The organism is Sphingobacterium multivorum (genome assembly GCF_900457465.1).
Lineage (GTDB): Bacteria > Bacteroidota > Bacteroidia > Sphingobacteriales > Sphingobacteriaceae > Sphingobacterium > Sphingobacterium multivorum.
In genome coordinates, this window is sequence record NZ_UAUU01000008.1 from 197,729 (window position 1) to 213,176 (window position 15,448).

Annotated in this window: 17 protein-coding genes; 9 read left to right on the plus strand and 8 right to left on the minus strand. The window is 40.7% G+C overall.

Annotation, left to right across the window (positions count from 1 at the left end):
* Positions 1 to 15: 15 nt before the first annotated feature.
* The 4 genes from DTA23_RS09280 to DTA23_RS09295 form a co-directional block, all read right to left on the minus strand.
* Positions 16 to 1,575: a sulfatase family protein gene (locus DTA23_RS09280; RefSeq protein ID WP_112374514.1), complete on the minus strand. Its 1,560-nt coding sequence runs from the start codon at positions 1,573 to 1,575 to the stop codon at positions 16 to 18.
* 152 nt (positions 1,576 to 1,727) lie between these two features.
* Positions 1,728 to 2,312 carry a YdeI/OmpD-associated family protein gene (locus DTA23_RS09285; protein WP_236560166.1) on the minus strand — a complete coding sequence of 195 codons (585 nt, stop codon included), beginning with the start codon at positions 2,310 to 2,312 and terminating at the stop codon, positions 1,728 to 1,730.
* Positions 2,313 to 2,320: 8 nt separating this feature from the next.
* The gene (locus DTA23_RS09290; protein WP_112374515.1) at positions 2,321 to 2,785 is read right to left on the minus strand and encodes an SRPBCC domain-containing protein; all 465 of its coding nucleotides are present in this window, start codon (positions 2,783 to 2,785) and stop codon (positions 2,321 to 2,323) included.
* 1 nt (position 2,786) lies between these two features.
* The gene (locus DTA23_RS09295) at positions 2,787 to 3,107 is read right to left on the minus strand and encodes an ArsR/SmtB family transcription factor (protein WP_112374516.1); all 321 of its coding nucleotides are present in this window, start codon (positions 3,105 to 3,107) and stop codon (positions 2,787 to 2,789) included.
* A gap of 209 nt (positions 3,108 to 3,316) precedes the next feature.
* Between DTA23_RS09295 and DTA23_RS09300 the strand changes: the two genes are divergently transcribed.
* The 9 genes from DTA23_RS09300 to DTA23_RS09340 all read left to right on the plus strand — a co-directional run bounded on the left by DTA23_RS09300 (position 3,317) and on the right by DTA23_RS09340 (position 11,450).
* The gene (locus DTA23_RS09300; protein WP_112374517.1) at positions 3,317 to 3,949 is read left to right on the plus strand and encodes a hypothetical protein; all 633 of its coding nucleotides are present in this window, start codon (positions 3,317 to 3,319) and stop codon (positions 3,947 to 3,949) included.
* Positions 3,950 to 4,189: 240 nt separating this feature from the next.
* The gene (locus DTA23_RS09305; RefSeq protein ID WP_204990719.1) at positions 4,190 to 5,836 is read left to right on the plus strand and encodes a carboxylesterase/lipase family protein; all 1,647 of its coding nucleotides are present in this window, start codon (positions 4,190 to 4,192) and stop codon (positions 5,834 to 5,836) included.
* A 236-nt stretch (positions 5,837 to 6,072) separates the two neighbouring features.
* On the plus strand, positions 6,073 to 7,206 hold the full coding sequence (locus tag DTA23_RS09310) for an NAD(P)/FAD-dependent oxidoreductase (RefSeq protein ID WP_112374518.1): 1,134 nt from the start codon (positions 6,073 to 6,075) through the stop codon (positions 7,204 to 7,206).
* Positions 7,197 to 7,910 (plus strand): methyltransferase domain-containing protein, encoded by a 714-nt coding sequence (locus DTA23_RS09315; protein ID WP_112374809.1) that lies wholly within the window; start codon positions 7,197 to 7,199, stop codon positions 7,908 to 7,910. Before DTA23_RS09310 ends, DTA23_RS09315 begins: the two co-directional genes overlap by 10 nt.
* The gene (locus tag DTA23_RS09320) at positions 7,907 to 8,959 is read left to right on the plus strand and encodes a type III polyketide synthase (protein ID WP_112374519.1); all 1,053 of its coding nucleotides are present in this window, start codon (positions 7,907 to 7,909) and stop codon (positions 8,957 to 8,959) included. Before DTA23_RS09315 ends, DTA23_RS09320 begins: the two co-directional genes overlap by 4 nt.
* 17 nt (positions 8,960 to 8,976) lie before the next feature.
* Positions 8,977 to 9,414: a 3-hydroxyacyl-ACP dehydratase FabZ family protein gene (locus tag DTA23_RS09325; RefSeq protein ID WP_070568678.1), complete on the plus strand. Its 438-nt coding sequence runs from the start codon at positions 8,977 to 8,979 to the stop codon at positions 9,412 to 9,414.
* Complete coding sequence (locus DTA23_RS09330; protein WP_112374520.1) at positions 9,411 to 10,682, plus strand: beta-ketoacyl-[acyl-carrier-protein] synthase family protein; 1,272 nt, start codon at positions 9,411 to 9,413, stop codon at positions 10,680 to 10,682. Before DTA23_RS09325 ends, DTA23_RS09330 begins: the two co-directional genes overlap by 4 nt.
* A 4-nt stretch (positions 10,683 to 10,686) precedes the next feature.
* On the plus strand, positions 10,687 to 10,941 hold the full coding sequence (locus DTA23_RS09335) for an acyl carrier protein (RefSeq protein WP_112374521.1): 255 nt from the start codon (positions 10,687 to 10,689) through the stop codon (positions 10,939 to 10,941).
* Positions 10,938 to 11,450 carry a 4'-phosphopantetheinyl transferase family protein gene (locus DTA23_RS09340; RefSeq protein WP_112374522.1) on the plus strand — a complete coding sequence of 171 codons (513 nt, stop codon included), beginning with the start codon at positions 10,938 to 10,940 and terminating at the stop codon, positions 11,448 to 11,450. Before DTA23_RS09335 ends, DTA23_RS09340 begins: the two co-directional genes overlap by 4 nt.
* Before the next feature lie 17 nt (positions 11,451 to 11,467).
* On the opposite strand, the gene DTA23_RS28820 is transcribed toward DTA23_RS09340, so the two are convergent.
* The 4 genes from DTA23_RS28820 to DTA23_RS09355 all read right to left on the minus strand — a co-directional run bounded on the left by DTA23_RS28820 (position 11,468) and on the right by DTA23_RS09355 (position 15,400).
* A complete protein-coding gene (locus DTA23_RS28820) occupies positions 11,468 to 11,833 on the minus strand; it encodes a hypothetical protein (RefSeq protein WP_256603238.1) in 366 nt (121 codons plus the stop codon).
* Between the two features lie 28 nt (positions 11,834 to 11,861).
* On the minus strand, positions 11,862 to 12,527 hold the full coding sequence (locus DTA23_RS28825; protein WP_256603239.1) for an alpha/beta hydrolase: 666 nt from the start codon (positions 12,525 to 12,527) through the stop codon (positions 11,862 to 11,864).
* Between the two features lie 173 nt (positions 12,528 to 12,700).
* Positions 12,701 to 13,930, minus strand: coding sequence for a hypothetical protein (locus DTA23_RS09350; RefSeq protein WP_112374523.1), 1,230 nt, complete (start codon positions 13,928 to 13,930; stop codon positions 12,701 to 12,703).
* Positions 13,931 to 14,137: 207 nt separating this feature from the next.
* Positions 14,138 to 15,400, minus strand: a complete 1,263-nt coding sequence (locus tag DTA23_RS09355) for a serine hydrolase domain-containing protein (RefSeq protein ID WP_204990717.1) — start codon at positions 15,398 to 15,400, stop codon at positions 14,138 to 14,140.
* Between the last annotated feature and the right edge of the window lie 48 nt (positions 15,401 to 15,448).

Sequence of the window (15,448 nt, forward strand, 5' to 3'; positions counted from 1 at the left end):
GTCCATATCATCCATTTATTTAACAGTTAAGTTTTCTTGCTTGAGGACCTGCTGAAAAGCGGGTCTTGTTGCATCATCATCGCCTGCTTCGGCTTTTAGTTTAGTCAGCTTTTTCTTCAACCGGGCAATTTCTTTGACATATTTTTTGTCCAGAATGGCATTGTGTGTTTCCATGGGGTCCTGTTGTAGATCGTAGAATTCCCAGGCTGGTGCTGTTGTTTTGGAATCACTACCTGTCATTTCTAAGGGCTGTCCGTAAAAATAAATCAGTTTGTAACGTTCATCACGGACTCCAAGGTGGGCAGGGCGTATTGGTGCATGTTGCCAGTAACGGTAATATAGGGCAGACCGCCATGCTTTGGATGTATTTCCTTTGAGGTTATTCCGGAAGCTTTCGCCTTGGATGTAAGCGGGTTTCTTGATGCCGGCATAGTCTGCAAATAGCGCAGCGAAATCGATATTTAGAATCATATCGTCTAATCGACTACCCGCTTTGATTTCTTTGGGGTAGCTGATTACAAAAGGCATGCGCAGTGATTCTTCGTACATGAGACGTTTATCCATGAAATTGTGTTCTCCCAAGAAGTAACCTTGATCGGAAGCCAGGATCACAACGGTATTTTCGTCCAAATTTGCGGTTTTAAGGTAATGCATAATTTTTCCCAGATTATCATCGATCCCAGCGACGCAACGGAGATAATCTTTGATGAACTTTTGGTAGATCTTTTTGCGGGCTTCCAAAGGGGCCATTCCTTTTGTTGAAAACGGAAGCTCAGGATAAGATGTCCAAAAGGGGCCTACCGAAGCTTGCTCATAGCGGCGGCCAAGCTCTTCCAAGGGTTGACCTTCAAAAGTGCGTCCAGTCGTGGTTGCTCCTGAGTCCAAAAATGTAGGAGGATAAGGAAACTCCACATCTTTGTAGTAATCTTTGAATCGCTCCGCAAAATCAAAGGGTTCATGTGTCGCTTTGTAATGACACATTAAGAAGAAGGGCTTGTCTGGGTTGCGTGATTTTAACCAGTCCAGACTCATCGTTGTGGTGATATCATCTACATAGCCTTCGTAAGGTGTGCCAGCCTCTTCCTTATCATTCCAATTGTCTTTAGAGAGGTAAGTCGGGTTATGATAAACACCGTGTCCAGGTAGAACTTTAAAATCGTCAAATCCACTTGGCCTCTTTTTTAGGTGCCATTTTCCAAAAACAGCAGTTTGGTAGCCTGCATGGTGCAGATCCTTAGCGATGTTTTCCTTATCGGGATCCAAAGCATCTTCAAGTGTGTAAACTTGGTTTTTATTACTGTACTGTCCTGTCAGTATGGTTGCGCGGCTAGGGGTGCAAATGGAATTTGTACAGAAGGTATTATTGAGCACCGCCCCTTGACTGGCTAATTTTTCAATATTCGGATTTTTGACAAAATCTTTTAAAATACCACCGTATACGCCCCATGCCTGGGCCGTGAAATCGTCCCTCAGGATAAAGACGATGTTGGGGCGTTGTGTTGCGTTGTTCTTTTTCTGTGCTTGTGAAAAAATGGGCAAGAGGCCGCAGAGGAGCAATACTAATTTTTTATTCATGTGAATTCAGCGATATATGAGTCGACGAATTGAGTATACCGGATTACGATAATTGCTATAATCGTTCGTCTTGGTCTAGTTCTGTCTATTTGATTGTAGACAAATCTACTCTTTATAGACTACTATATCGCGAATAAACTGTAATAAATATGTTAGTCATCGACACCTTTTCCATCGAGAATATGCTGGTAGTATTTTTCGATTCTTGCCTCGCGAGTTTTCACTTGTTTTGCCTGGTTAAAGTAGAATAGATACCCTTTTTGCCGACCAGGCGTAAGTGATTGAAAGGCTTTTTGGAGCAAAGGGTCTTCCAGTAAGGCGCGCTTAAATTCTTCTGGTACAGGGTAATCAGTAGCTTTTCGCATGTCCACTTTCTTACCTGATTTTTCAATTTCGATGGCTTCCTGAATATATGCCGATATCACCTCTCGTAATGATTCAATCTGTTCAACAGTGGTGAATCTAAGCTGTCTGGCCGATTGAACATTTTCGGTTTGCTGGATCAATATATTTTTGGGATCTTTTAATAATGCACCTTTGTGGAATAGCAGTGCACAGTATTCTTTAAACCCGTGTATCAATACGACATTTTTACCTTCAAATGTATAACAAGGGTGCATCCATTTATAATCCTCTTGCAGTGTTTTATTGCCACGGACAATTTCTCTCAACAGATTGAATTCTTCATTCCATCTTGTCGCATTTTCAAAAAAATGTTCAATTTTTGGATTCATCATGTAGTGCTTTAGGTAAGTTTGGAAAGAATTTCTTGTAATCTGTTGTGCGCCATATTGATTCCTTGCGCAAAAGGCATCTGTAGCAGCTGGTTTCTAAACGCGACCGACTGAAATATAATATGGATGTGAAGCCTGCTACGTTCTGCACTTATTTTTTCAAATGTTAAATATTCCAATTGTACGGGAAATGTACTGTTTTCCATTTCAAACGTCCGTGTGATACGTTGATTGGGCAGGAATTCGTGTATCGTTCCATTTGCTTTGAACATGACCTGGCCATTATGGGAAGTTTCAAACGCATAGGAGCCATGCGTTTTATTTTCCAATTTTAAGACTTTGGTTCCCATCCACTGTTCAAAAATTTCGGGATCCTCGTATGCTTTGAAGAGCAGTTCAACAGGTAAATCGAACTCTCTTGTAATGACAATCTCCTGTTTATTATCCTCAGCCTGTACGTTGGTTTTTACCTCCATATTATTTGTTCTTGTAGTTTTGCATAATAGCTTCCAATCTATTGAATCTGTCATCCCACATTTGACGAAAAGGTTCGATGAAATCTGCAATTTCTTTCATCTTCGTTGGGTTGAGTTGATAGTATATCTCACGTCCATTTTGTTGAGACTTTAATAACTCACATGTCGTCAATATTTGTAAATGTTTTGAAACTGTCGGTCTTGCTGTATTGAAGTTGGCTGCAATTGCACCTGCAGTCATGGCTTGTGAGGCCAAAAGAAGTAAGATCGCTCTTCTTGTTGGATCTGCTATAGCTTGGAAAACATCTCGTCTTAAGTTCATTTTGAAGTCATTTGACTACGAATATACGTGTAGTTATTTAGCTACGCAAATATTTTTTTACATTTCTGTGGAGAAAATCGGTGGGCAGAAATGGAGATGACGAATAAAAATTCTTTCCTGGCGGATTTAAAATGAAAACAATCGAGAATTAAACCGACGGATCAATGTTTGGCGAATAATGCTAAATTAGGGTAATTAATTATAACAAGATGAAAACACAGTTATCGTACTTAAAAAAATTGAGCGTATTGGGGACGAAAACTTTAGTCAAATATTATTTGCTGACTATTGTTTCGACTTTACTTTATTTGGTGGTTGGTAGTTTACAATTTAATGCTAGTCATGAAGCTTTCTTTTCGACAGTCAGTCCCGCACAAGCCGCGGCTAAATTCCTTTGGCTGATTGGATTGATCCTGCTACCAGTATTACTTTTTATTTTCAGCAACAAATATGTGTTTTCGAAGATTGCAAGTCTTGTCGTGGAGGAAAGGCAGGATGATCTCATTCTTCCAGCATTTGACAAAGTACTTTTAATTTTTCAATCAAATCAGCCCGATGTAGTACAAAATGTCGCTGATTATTCGTTTGCGAAACTTAAACTGATTAATGACGTAAAAAATACCAAAATTGAGAGCCCTTGGGTGCGACGCATTGTCATTTTTGGTCTGAACAAAGTGAAGTTTGATTCCTTGGATTTGGACAATAACACCAGCTTCTATACTATTATAAGGTCAAAGTTTATTGGTGTACTCGAAATATTGACCACAGCAAGTAGTAAGCCATTTTGGACATGTATTCTTGTCCAATGGCTTATGCTACTTTTTGTTTGGCTGACCAACTAAATGCGTTGATCACTGCAAGCAAGCAAGCAAGCAAGCAAGCAAGCAAGCAAGCAAGCAAGCAAGCAAGCAAGCAAGCAAGCAAGCAAGCAAGCAAGCAAGCATCCGGCTGCTGCAGGTATTTGTCTATTGGTTAAATTTTCTTTAGGTTTTTGCGGTGAAATGCTAGTCTATCACGGTGGTATAGATTTTATTTTGTATTTTAACTGTAAGAATAAAACTCTAGAGTTCTAAATGAATGTTATGATGAAAAAGATTTTTTTTACAGTTGTTGGGCTTTTGGTTGCATCGTTTGTTTTCGCCCAAATGCCACAGGTAAAGGTTGAAGAGGGGGTGCTAGAAGGGATTATCTTGTCAAGCGGGGTCGAGTCCTTCCGAGGGATCCCCTTTGCAAAACCCCCAGTAGGCGATCTGAGATGGAAAGAGCCGCAAGCTGCTGAACACTGGTCTGGCATCCGAAAAGCAGATCATTTTGGTTATTCTCCGATGCAGAAACCGATCTATGGGGATATGCGATTTCGGTCGCCGGGGATCAGTGAAGACTGTCTATACCTGAATGTATGGCGTCCAAAGAGTCTTCATTCAGGCAAACTTCCTGTTTTAGTTTATTTTTACGGCGGGGGGTTCAATGCTGGTGATGGATCTGAAAATCGTTATGATGGTGAAAGTTTTGCTAAAGAAGGTCTTATTGTCGTTACTGTCAACTATCGTCTTGGTATCTTTGGTTTCTTCGCGCATCCAGCATTAACGGAGGAATCACCGAAACATGCTTCAGGAAATTATGGACTGCTGGATCAGCATGCAGCTTTGGTTTGGGTCAAAAAAAATATAGCTGCATTCGGCGGTGATCCCGATGCGGTCACCATCGGTGGCGAGTCGGCAGGAAGTATGTCTGTTTCCGCTCAAATGACTAGTCCGCTATCCAAGGGGTTGTTTACGCGTGCTATCGGTCAGAGCGGAAGTGTCTTTAACTTACGGTATGGTACAGCCTCTATTACTGAGCAGGAACAACAGGGTGTTGCATTTGCATCGCGGGTAAATGCAACAGGTCTTGATCAACTGCGTGAAATTCCTGCGGCCGAACTTCTAGATAAAGCCAGCGAGCCAGGAGCCTTCACTACCCGTTTGATTGTTGATGGCTATTTTTTGCCGCGATCTCCATTGGCTATTTTTGAAGCCGGGGAGCAATCTAAGGTTCCCTTGCTTGCCGGTTGGACTTCCACGGAAGCTCCCTATATGGCTTACATGGGTAAATCTTACCCATCTCCGGAGAATTATGAGAAGTTGGTAAGAGCACAGTTTGGTGTTAAAGCTGAAGAAGTGCTCAAGGAGTATCCAGGGAAGACCGAGGCAGAAGTCATTGAATCGGCAACTGCATTAGCTAGCGATAATTTTATTGTGTATAGTACTTGGAAATGGCTTGACCTGCAACGAAAGAATAGCGGTAACCCAGTCTTCGTTTATATATTCGGTAAACCGCGGCCACCCATGCAACCGGCATATCGTGATGCACAAACCGGGCTTGCCGGAGGAATTAGCAAGAAATCTACACAAGAAGACAAGGAAAAAAGCCCACAGCCCCTACCGGGAGCTTTCCATGCCAGTGATATCGAATATTTATTGGGAAATCTGCAGAGTAATGATGTTTTTGCCTGGACAGAAGATGATTACAAGGTTTCGAAACTTGGTCAGCAGTACTTTGTTAATTTTATCAAGACGGGTGATCCAAATGGAAAAGGACTTCCAGCCTGGCCGAAAACAACAGCAAAAGATCAGCGAATGAATATCTTGAATTTGAATACCGAGGTGAAAGCTTCTGCTGAAGAATTTCGGAACAGGTATCTTTTTCTGGATAAAATGTTTGTCGACCGTGAATATAAATCCAGATAGTTGCCTTCTTTATTTACGGTCAAATAAAAACCATTTATCGCTAAGGGCTGTTATCAGAGAGACTTTTTATAAAAGCGGATGGATGATATTGTCCTGTGCAGGAAAATCCTAGGTCGCGAACAGATTTATTAAGAATCGTCTGTTGAATAGCGGGGGCAACCAATGTATGAGACCGAAGCATGATTTGTAACGTTGATTTTTTGTAGATGAAACTCATATAGAACAAACTTGGATATATGGTAATACACCCTGATGTGATTATTATAGGTGGCGGCTTGGCTGGACTTACAAGTGCATTGCATCTGTCTAAACAAGGATTCAACGTGACGTTAATCGAAAAACATGATTTTCCTCGTCATAAGGTTTGTGGCGAATATGTTTCGAACGAAGTCTTGCCCTATCTGCATTGGCTACAAGTGGATGTCGAATCGCTCTGTCCAACACATATTCGGGAGCTTGAGTTCTCGACAGAAGGTGGGCAGATGAATAGGGTCAGGTTACCCTTGGGTGGAATTGGCATCAGTCGTTACGCGTTGGATGATCTGTTATATCAGCGAGCAAAAGGGGCGGGTTGTACAATTGTTATTGCGACCGTCACAGGCGTATCCTTTAGCAATGATACATTTGCTGTTTCATTTCAAGATCAGGTATTAAGATCAAAAATTGTACTGGGCGCATATGGAAAACGCAGCAATGTGGATCAGCTCTTATCCCGCGATTTTATAACAAAAACCTCTCCGTGGATGGCTGTTAAAGCACACTATTCGGGCGATTTTCCGAATGACCTTATTGCCTTGCATCATTTTGAAGGCGGTTATTGTGGTATTTCTAAGGTCGAAGATGACCAGATAAATTTATGTTATCTGGCCGATGTAAAAACGTTCAAGAGGTATAAAAATATAGGTGATTATCAAAAGTATGTGTTGTCTAAAAATAGGCATCTTCAGTGTTTTTTTGAAAAGAGTAGACTACTTTTTGACAAGCCGCTTGCAATAAGTCAATTTTCATTTGATCAGAAATCAGCGGTAGAAAACCATATGCTTATGATTGGTGATACGGCCGGTCTTATTCATCCATTCTGTGGAAATGGGATGGCGATGGCGATACATAGTGCAAAAATGGCTTCCGAGCTTATTGTGGACTATTACCATGGTCATATCGATTCGCGCCAGCAATTGGAACAGTCCTATATGAATCAATGGAATCGAACCTTTAAAAGACGGCTCTTATTCGGACGACTTCTGTCGGGTGTACTGCGTTATAAAATAGGTACCGCGGTTCTAATGAAGGCTACGATATTTTTTCCAAAAATCTTAAGTTGGATGATAAAACAAACTCATGGAAATGCAAGCTCAATAAAATGGGGATAGACACAAGATATAGAACATCGCAGAATGAGATCATGGACGATTTTCGGCTGGAGGGCGACGAACTTCGCGTCACGCTGGATCGAATTGCAAAGATTAATCGTTTTCTAGGCGGAAATAGCATTACGTTGAATGGTGTGAAAACATTGCTTTCAACCGGCTACAAGAATGAAACAATAACCATTGTGGATATCGGTTGTGGTAATGGGGACATGCTTCGCATGTTAAGCGATTATGGCAATAGACATCATATTAAGCTTTCATTGCTCGGGATTGATGCTAATCCGTATACAATAAATTGTGCAAGGGATCTGTCGAAAGATTATACCAATATATCCTATTTGTGTGCAGATATCTTTGAAGCGAATTTTGAAGATGTCAAGTATGACATTGTTCTGTGTACGCTTACTTTACATCATTTCGACGATGAAGCGATTTTTCGTTTGCTAGATAGCCTGGTCAACGTATCAAAATTGGGGGTCGTCATAAACGATTTACAAAGGAGTAAAATGGCTTACCGGCTTTTTCAAACTATTGCTGTTGTTTTTAGGTTAAATAGAATGACAAAAGTGGATGGGCTTGTTTCCATACTGCGCGGGTTTAAAAAGATTGAGCTTGTACAATTCGCAAAGAGATTACGGTTAGAACATTACACCATCCAATGGAAATGGGCCTTTCGTTACCAGTGGATAATTTTCAATAGATGAATGTTAAAATAATAAATGTTGCCAAGCAACTCCCTAAATACTCTTGTACTACCGTTGATATTCTTCCGCTATTGGATATTTGGCTTCATGGACAGGAACCTCGTTTTATTAAGAAAATCAAGAAACTTTTCGAAGGTGCCGCCGTGGACAGGCGCTATGCGATTATGGATCCGATTGAAGTCTTCACGGCGACATCTTTTGAAGAAAAAAACAATGTGTATTGCCGGGAGGCGATAGCCCTAGGGGAGCAAGCACTTCGTCAGGCCCTTGAACAAACGGGCTGGGATCCCCAGTCTCTGGATTATATCATTACAGTCAGTTGCACTGGAATTATGATCCCCTCTCTAGACGCGTATCTTATTAATAGGATGAAACTCCGACAGGATATTGTGCGGTTACCAGTTACCGAAATGGGTTGCGTTGCCGGTGTTTCAGGTATTATTTATGCTAAAAATTTTCTTCAGGCAAACCCAGGTAAACGTGCTGCGGTTATTGCCGTCGAAGCGCCAACAGCGACTTTTCAGCTGGAAGATTTCTCGATGTCGAATATGGTCAGTGCCGCCATTTTCGGCGATGGTGCAGCTTGCTGTCTGCTTTCATCCTGTGAGGAAGATTGCGGACCTGTAATTCTTGATCAGGAGATGTATCATTTTTATGATGCGGAGGACATTATGGGGTTTAAATTGACCAACACTGGTATGCAGATGATACTGGATGTGGATGTGCCCAATGTGATTGCGTCCCATTTTGATGCAGTTATACATCCATTCCTGAAAAAGAACCAGCTGGAAATTAAAGATATTAATTACATGATTTTTCATCCGGGCGGGAAAAAGATCGTAGCCACAATCGAGGAGATTTTTGCTGAATTTGATAAAGATATTGAAGATACTAAGGCTATACTAGCGGACTATGGTAATATGTCGAGCGCCACGGTACTCTACGTCCTTGAACGTATTATGAAACGTAAGCCTCAAGCCGGTGAATTGGGGTTGATGCTGAGTTTCGGTCCGGGATTTTCAGCACAGCGGGTTTTATTACAGTGGTAACTTACTCATTTTGAACAATGGAATTGAATGCTATACTAGCGAAATTGCCCTACAGGGCCCCATTTTTATTTGTCGATGAGTTGATTCATGTCGATGACGAAGGTGTTGCAGGTACCTATACTTTTGATGAAGATCTGGACTTTTATCGCGGCCATTTTTATGATAGAGCGATTACCCCGGGAGTTATTCTGATCGAAACGATGGCTCAAATAGGTCTGGCCTGTTTGGGAATCTTTCTGCTCAATAAAGACTTAATGCAAGGCTCGTCTATTGCGTTGACTTCTACTGAAATACAGTTTTTAAAACCAGTATATCCAAAGGAGAAAGTCACCGTGTTTTCAAAAAAAATATATTTTAGGTTTGGCAAACTAAAGTGTGCCGTTACGATGAAGAATGAAGCCGGACAGGAAGTTTGTAAAGGGATATTGGCAGGCATGATGACGGAGGAGTTATGAAGAGAGTTGTGATTACTGGACTAGGAGTCGTTGCGCCCAATGGAGTGGGGGTGCCTGCCTTTACTCAGGCCATCAAAGATGGCGTTTCGGGTATTAGACATGATGAACAGCTGGAAAAACTACAGTTTTCCTGCCAGATTGCTGGAATGCCGCAAATATCAGATGATCTTAAAAGGCAATATTTCACTGAACTTGAGCTTAGAGGTTTTAATAGTACAGGCATCTTGTACGGAGTCATTGCTGGAATGGAGGCCTGGACAAATGCAGGTCTTCCTATTGCCGTAAATTCGGCCCCCGATTGGGATAGCGGAACAGTCTTTGGTTCAGGTACATCAGGTATTGATAAGTTTCGCGAGAGTATTTATAAAATTGATGAGCTACAAACCCGCAGACTAGGTAGTACAGTTGTGGCGCAAACAATGAACAGTGGTGTCAGTGCATATTTAGGCGGGAAACTAGGCCTCGGAAATCAGGTGACCACCAATTCCTCGGCCTGTGCTACTGGGACTGAAGCAATTCTAATGGCATATGACCGGATTCGGTCCGGAAGAGCAAAACGCATGCTGGCAGGCAGTACTGGAGATAGTGGGCCTTATATTTGGGGCGGTTTTGATGCACTACGTGTCTGTAGTTCGCAATATAATGACCGCCCTGCGGAAGGGTCGCGCCCAATGAGTGCAACAGCCGCAGGGTTCGTCCCGGGTAGTGGGGCTGGAGCCCTATTACTGGAAGATTTGGAAAGTGCCTTAGCACGCAATGCCGTTATATATGGCGAGTTATTGGGCGGCCAAGTAAACTCTGGAGGACAACGGGGAACAGGCAGTATGACAGCTCCAAACGCTGATGCTGTACGCCGTTGCATTCAAGAGGCCCTAAACAATTCGGGCGTCTCCAAATGGGATGTCGATGCTATAAACGGTCATCTAACGGCAACAGCCAAAGATGCTTTTGAAATAGAAAACTGGACCGAGGCACTTGGGCGTAAAGGGAAAGATTTTCCATGGATAAATTCGCTAAAAGGAATGACTGGGCATTGTCTCAGCGCGGCAGGTAGCATAGAATGCGTGGCCACAGTTTTGCAGTTATTTCATGGATTTTTATTCGGAAACAGTAATTGTACTGATTTACATCCCGAGATCGCAGCACTGATAGATCCATCAAGAGTATCAATACATCAAATTGATGTCAAACCCCAAATTATAGCCAAGGCAAGTTTCGGGTTTGGAGATGTAAATGCCTGTTTAATATTTAAAAAATTTGATAACTAAATTTATGAAGAGAGAAGAATTGATCGGTGCTTTAAAACCAATTATAGCACCCTACACAACAAACGAAGAAGCTTTCGGAAAGCTTACTGAAGAGACTGATTTTATGCGTGATCTACAAATTAATTCAGCCAATTTGGTCGATATTGTACTGGATATCGAAGATCAATTTGGGATCGTTATTGAAAATTCTGATATGGAGCGTATGCTTAATATAGGAGCCGCAGTCGAAATAATCGAAAGCAAGTTACAAGAAAAATGATTGGTAATGACATTATCGATCTGGTTCAGTCCAGAAAAGAGAGTAATTGGAGACGTAGAGGTTTTCTTTCAAAACTATTTAATGAGCAGGAACAACTGTTGATTGTGAACAGTCCAGACCCCGAAATTGTTGTTTGGCTCTTATGGAGTATGAAAGAGGCTGCCTATAAAATATGGAATAGACAGACAGGAATCAGAAAGTACATTCCTTTAAAATTGCGGTGTTCAGTTATTGAACGAACTGCTTGCAAGGCGAGGGGAGAAGTCATCTGCGAAGGAAAAAGGTATTATACGAAGACCATCGTTTCCCCTGATTTTATACATAGCGTAGCAGCTGGCGAATTAGTTCATTTGGACGATATTGTTGAAATCAAAAGAGATGGAATTATTAAAGATTCTCTCGGAGTTCCAAGCCTCGTTCTGAGGGATGGGAAGAGGCGCTTGCCTGTTTCCGTAAGTAACCATGGCCGTTTTGAGCGAATAGTTTCGATTCATAGCCTATTGACTTAATTAGACGAGCGGCCATCTTATTGTACTTGGATGGATTCCTCCCGAAGCATCTGTTTGAATTTGGGATCTCGGATATAACGACTAAAGTCATGGCTTGACATTCCTGTGAAATCAGTCATCGAAAAGATGGTATAATTTTTCTTAAGTGCGTTAAAACTTTCCTCTTTATATCCCAGATCTGTTGGATTAAGTTTATTCGATAAGAATCCAAAAAACTTCTTCAACATCTTATCCGTACCATTTATGGTGATATGTATTTTCTTAACCTGGGAGCTCAGTTCCACAAATTTTTTGGTGCTAGTTGTTGTATCGGTATACTGAAATTCGGAAAGCCCTATGGCTGGCGCCAACATAATACAGGTAATCCTGTTTTTGTTTTCCAATAAAGGTTTTGCCCGCTCGATATCGACCTTATGAATGTCTTTGGCCTGAGCGGAAAAAAGAACTGTTGTATTCCGGATTCGAAATAGCACTCATCACCACAGATGCTCCACGACTGTGAGAGATAATGAAGACATCTTTATCGGCCATATTATTCAGTATACGTCTCAATCCAAATTCACCGGCCATCTGGCTAAAGGAGGCTGCGGAAAACCAGTTTTTTGCAGATCGAAACGGAGAGGTTGATCGTAAACCATCCCAATAAAAGCGAATAATTTCGTCGGTTTTGGGATTTGTAACGATATGATCGGCAATATATTTATATTGTTTTACAACGGATTCTTCATCGGCATTAAAGCCATGAACTAAAATGAACACACGTTTTTTTGGTGCAATGCGTTTTGACAGACGCAGCATGTTACCGCGTTCAAAAGCAAGTAACTGTTCGCGGTCGCCTCTGTCGGTGGCAATCTTCATCAGTGAATAAGGGTCTCTAGCAGCTTTATTCGAGGGGATGCCATAACTTTTCTTCCAATTATCGGGGTAGAAATTTCCATTCTGATCCACAAATGAATACCATAAATTGGGATCTACACCAGTATTGGGAGATGCCGAATCAGGAAGGTTATGAATAAGACCACACGAGGCGAACAAGGTGATAATGAGGATGAAGTAGAAAAAATATCTTTTGTTCATATGCTTTATTTCCTTCTATATCAGAATTTTATTTTCACTAGGATCCAATGGCTATCAAATTGGATGTATTTCTACAAAAATTCATTTCATGTAATATAGTCATTATTTTGGATAGCAAAAAGCAAGTCCGCATTTCGTCTGCTTATTATTTTTCCTAATTTATCTGGATGAAGCTAAGGATCTATTCTTTTAATCAAATAAAGCCTATTGCGTCGACTGGTGAAAAGCTGGTAATTTAAAGCCGCATTTGAGTAGTAACCATAGTTATGAAATTGTTCCGTATCCTCAAAAGTCAGCGCTCCAATATTCTTACCATTGATTTCAATCTGAGACCAATGCCACTCCTCATCAAGATATAAATGATCTTTAAATTTTAAGGTGTCGTTTTCGACAACAAGGTGTGAGAAAAGGCAACCTTGCCAACGATCGCCTTGCTCATATTTTCCGCTGTTCACATCCTGTCGATTGCGAATACGCCTGATTTTTTGGTAATAAACCGATTGAATATTGGCGGGGGAATGATTCGTGACCCATTCATTCTTGTCCCAGTGTCCGAAAAGGTCATTTACTGTACGCCCTCTAGACACAGTTTGCAGATTTAAATTACCATCATCCGATATATTTTCATAGAATATATGCCATTTACCGTCCATGAAATACGTTTTTTTTGAGTAGCTTTTCGAATTGCTGTGTTCGAAATCATAGATTCGCTCAGAAAGAAAATACTGTGCTTTACGATCGATATCATCTAGTTGTTGGCGTTGTTGATCCGCAGTCCAGTTGAGATCGGCATTGCGTATTTCAATGCTGTTTTTTGTGGTATCACCATCTAATGGCCAGCTACGAAAGTAATGTTTTCCTATGTTGATCAGATAGCCCTCGAAAAGAATCTCTGTATCCTTATCTTCATCCTGTGTGTAAGAATATTGATCGATCTGCTTGCCGTTTTTGTCCAATTTATAAAACATATGGATGGTTGGTTCTGCATCGTTAGCGTTTTTAGCCTTGCTCAAACTATGGATGATTAATTCGTTGTTCTTTGTCAAAAACTGATCAATAGGATTACTACTCGCCTTGAAAAGAATGATTTCATGTCGTCCAAATCTATTTTTGGTGTTATTGATATCGAGATATTGCCCGTATTTTTTCGGGAGTGTCGACGAGTGAAAGAAGTTTTGAATCCTAATATCGATATCAAAAATACCATTTGTATATATAATTGTACCGGCTATCAGCATACATCCCAGTAGATAATATTTCAAAGTACTGGTATCTTTTAACAGCAGATAGAAATAGCAAAATACCCAGCTCAGTATAAATGCAAGCGGCGAAAAAATAATATAATTCAGCTTCACATTGTTGCCTGCATCAAAAATAAAAAAACTGATGAGATAGGCTGCCATAAACACTAGGCATCCGAAAAAAGACTTTAATAAAGGACTCTTTTTAGCTTTCTACGGATTTTGATCTGTCTGTTGCACGATGTTATAATTTAGGATAGTTTGTATACTATTTAACACTGGACTGATAAGGGCGTAATTTAATTTTTTTCTTTAAGGTTTCAAAGAGTCGATTACACATTTGATGCTAAAAGCATGCATATGGGTTCATTAATTTTTATTGGTCCTTGGGGAAACTTCCTTAACGCCACCTTTTGTTAAAATAAGGGAATTGTAAATTCCTGTTTTGTCTCTAACAAACTCGATTGTTCTGTCGTTGTCGTCTGCCCTGAAAAATTTTGTTTTAGACTCGGGAATGAGTTCAGTATCCGCATCGTTATAGTAGAGTTTGCCTGCAATTTTTAATATATGTATTTTCCCATATTCACCTGCATAGTTATCGTACAGCGTCGTATCTATTTTGGTGGGATAATGTTTATAGGGAAGCTCTACTTCTTTACCCAGCGCAATCGCAGACAGTCCATACCCGATGATATGGGCGGGGGAGCCGTTGTTGGAAAGGACAGTGACAAAGAGTTTGTCCTCAGTAAATCGATTAAAAGAAGTCATTGTACCAAAGAATCCGCCATCATGTGCAATCAAATAATGTCCGTGATTGTAAAATGGATTGATGATAAATCCATAGCCCCAATTTTCAGCGCTATATGGTGTAAACATTTTTTCTTTCATCGCTGCCGATAGAATCGTTGTTCCATAGAGTGCTTTGTCCCAAATGGCTAAATCTTCAACGGTTGAATAAATGCCATCGTGGCCCAGGTTGATCTCCCAGTTGATATGGGGATTATGGATAAAACCTTCTGCATTAGGGTAATATACTTTTGCTTTTTTCGTGACGATGGAATCATTATTACTGACTCCGGTGTTACTCATGCCAGCTTTATCAAATATGTTTTTCTTTAAGAAAGAAGCGTAATGCTCACCTGAGACCTTTTCAATAATCTTTGCTAACAAATAATAACCGATATTACTATAGGCGCTTTTCGTTCCCGGTGAGCATTCGAAAGGAATTTTCTTGATGGCGGCATAAGCAGAATCGCTACTTATACTACTTAATGCGATTTCTTTGAAACCCATAGCAAGTCCTGAGGTGTGTGACAGCAACATGTGGATACTTATACTATCGGCTTTTGGATAATCGGGGAAAAACTTACTGAGTTTATCGTTTAGCGATGATCTTCCGCTGTCTACGAGCTGTAAAATAGCAGCCGCGGTAAATTGTTTTGTGACCGATGCCAACTGAAACTTCGTATCGATCGTATTTTTGATCCTCCATTCATAATCTGCTAAACCGTAGGCTGTTTTTAATAAAATCGCGCCGTTTTTCGTGACAAGAACTGTTCCACTAAAATTATTTACATCGGCTTGTGCCTGCATATAGGTGGCAAGTTTGGCTGATGTTTTTTCTTGTGCCACAAGAAAAATTGGACAAAACATAAGTAACATTAAAAGCTTCATAGCGTA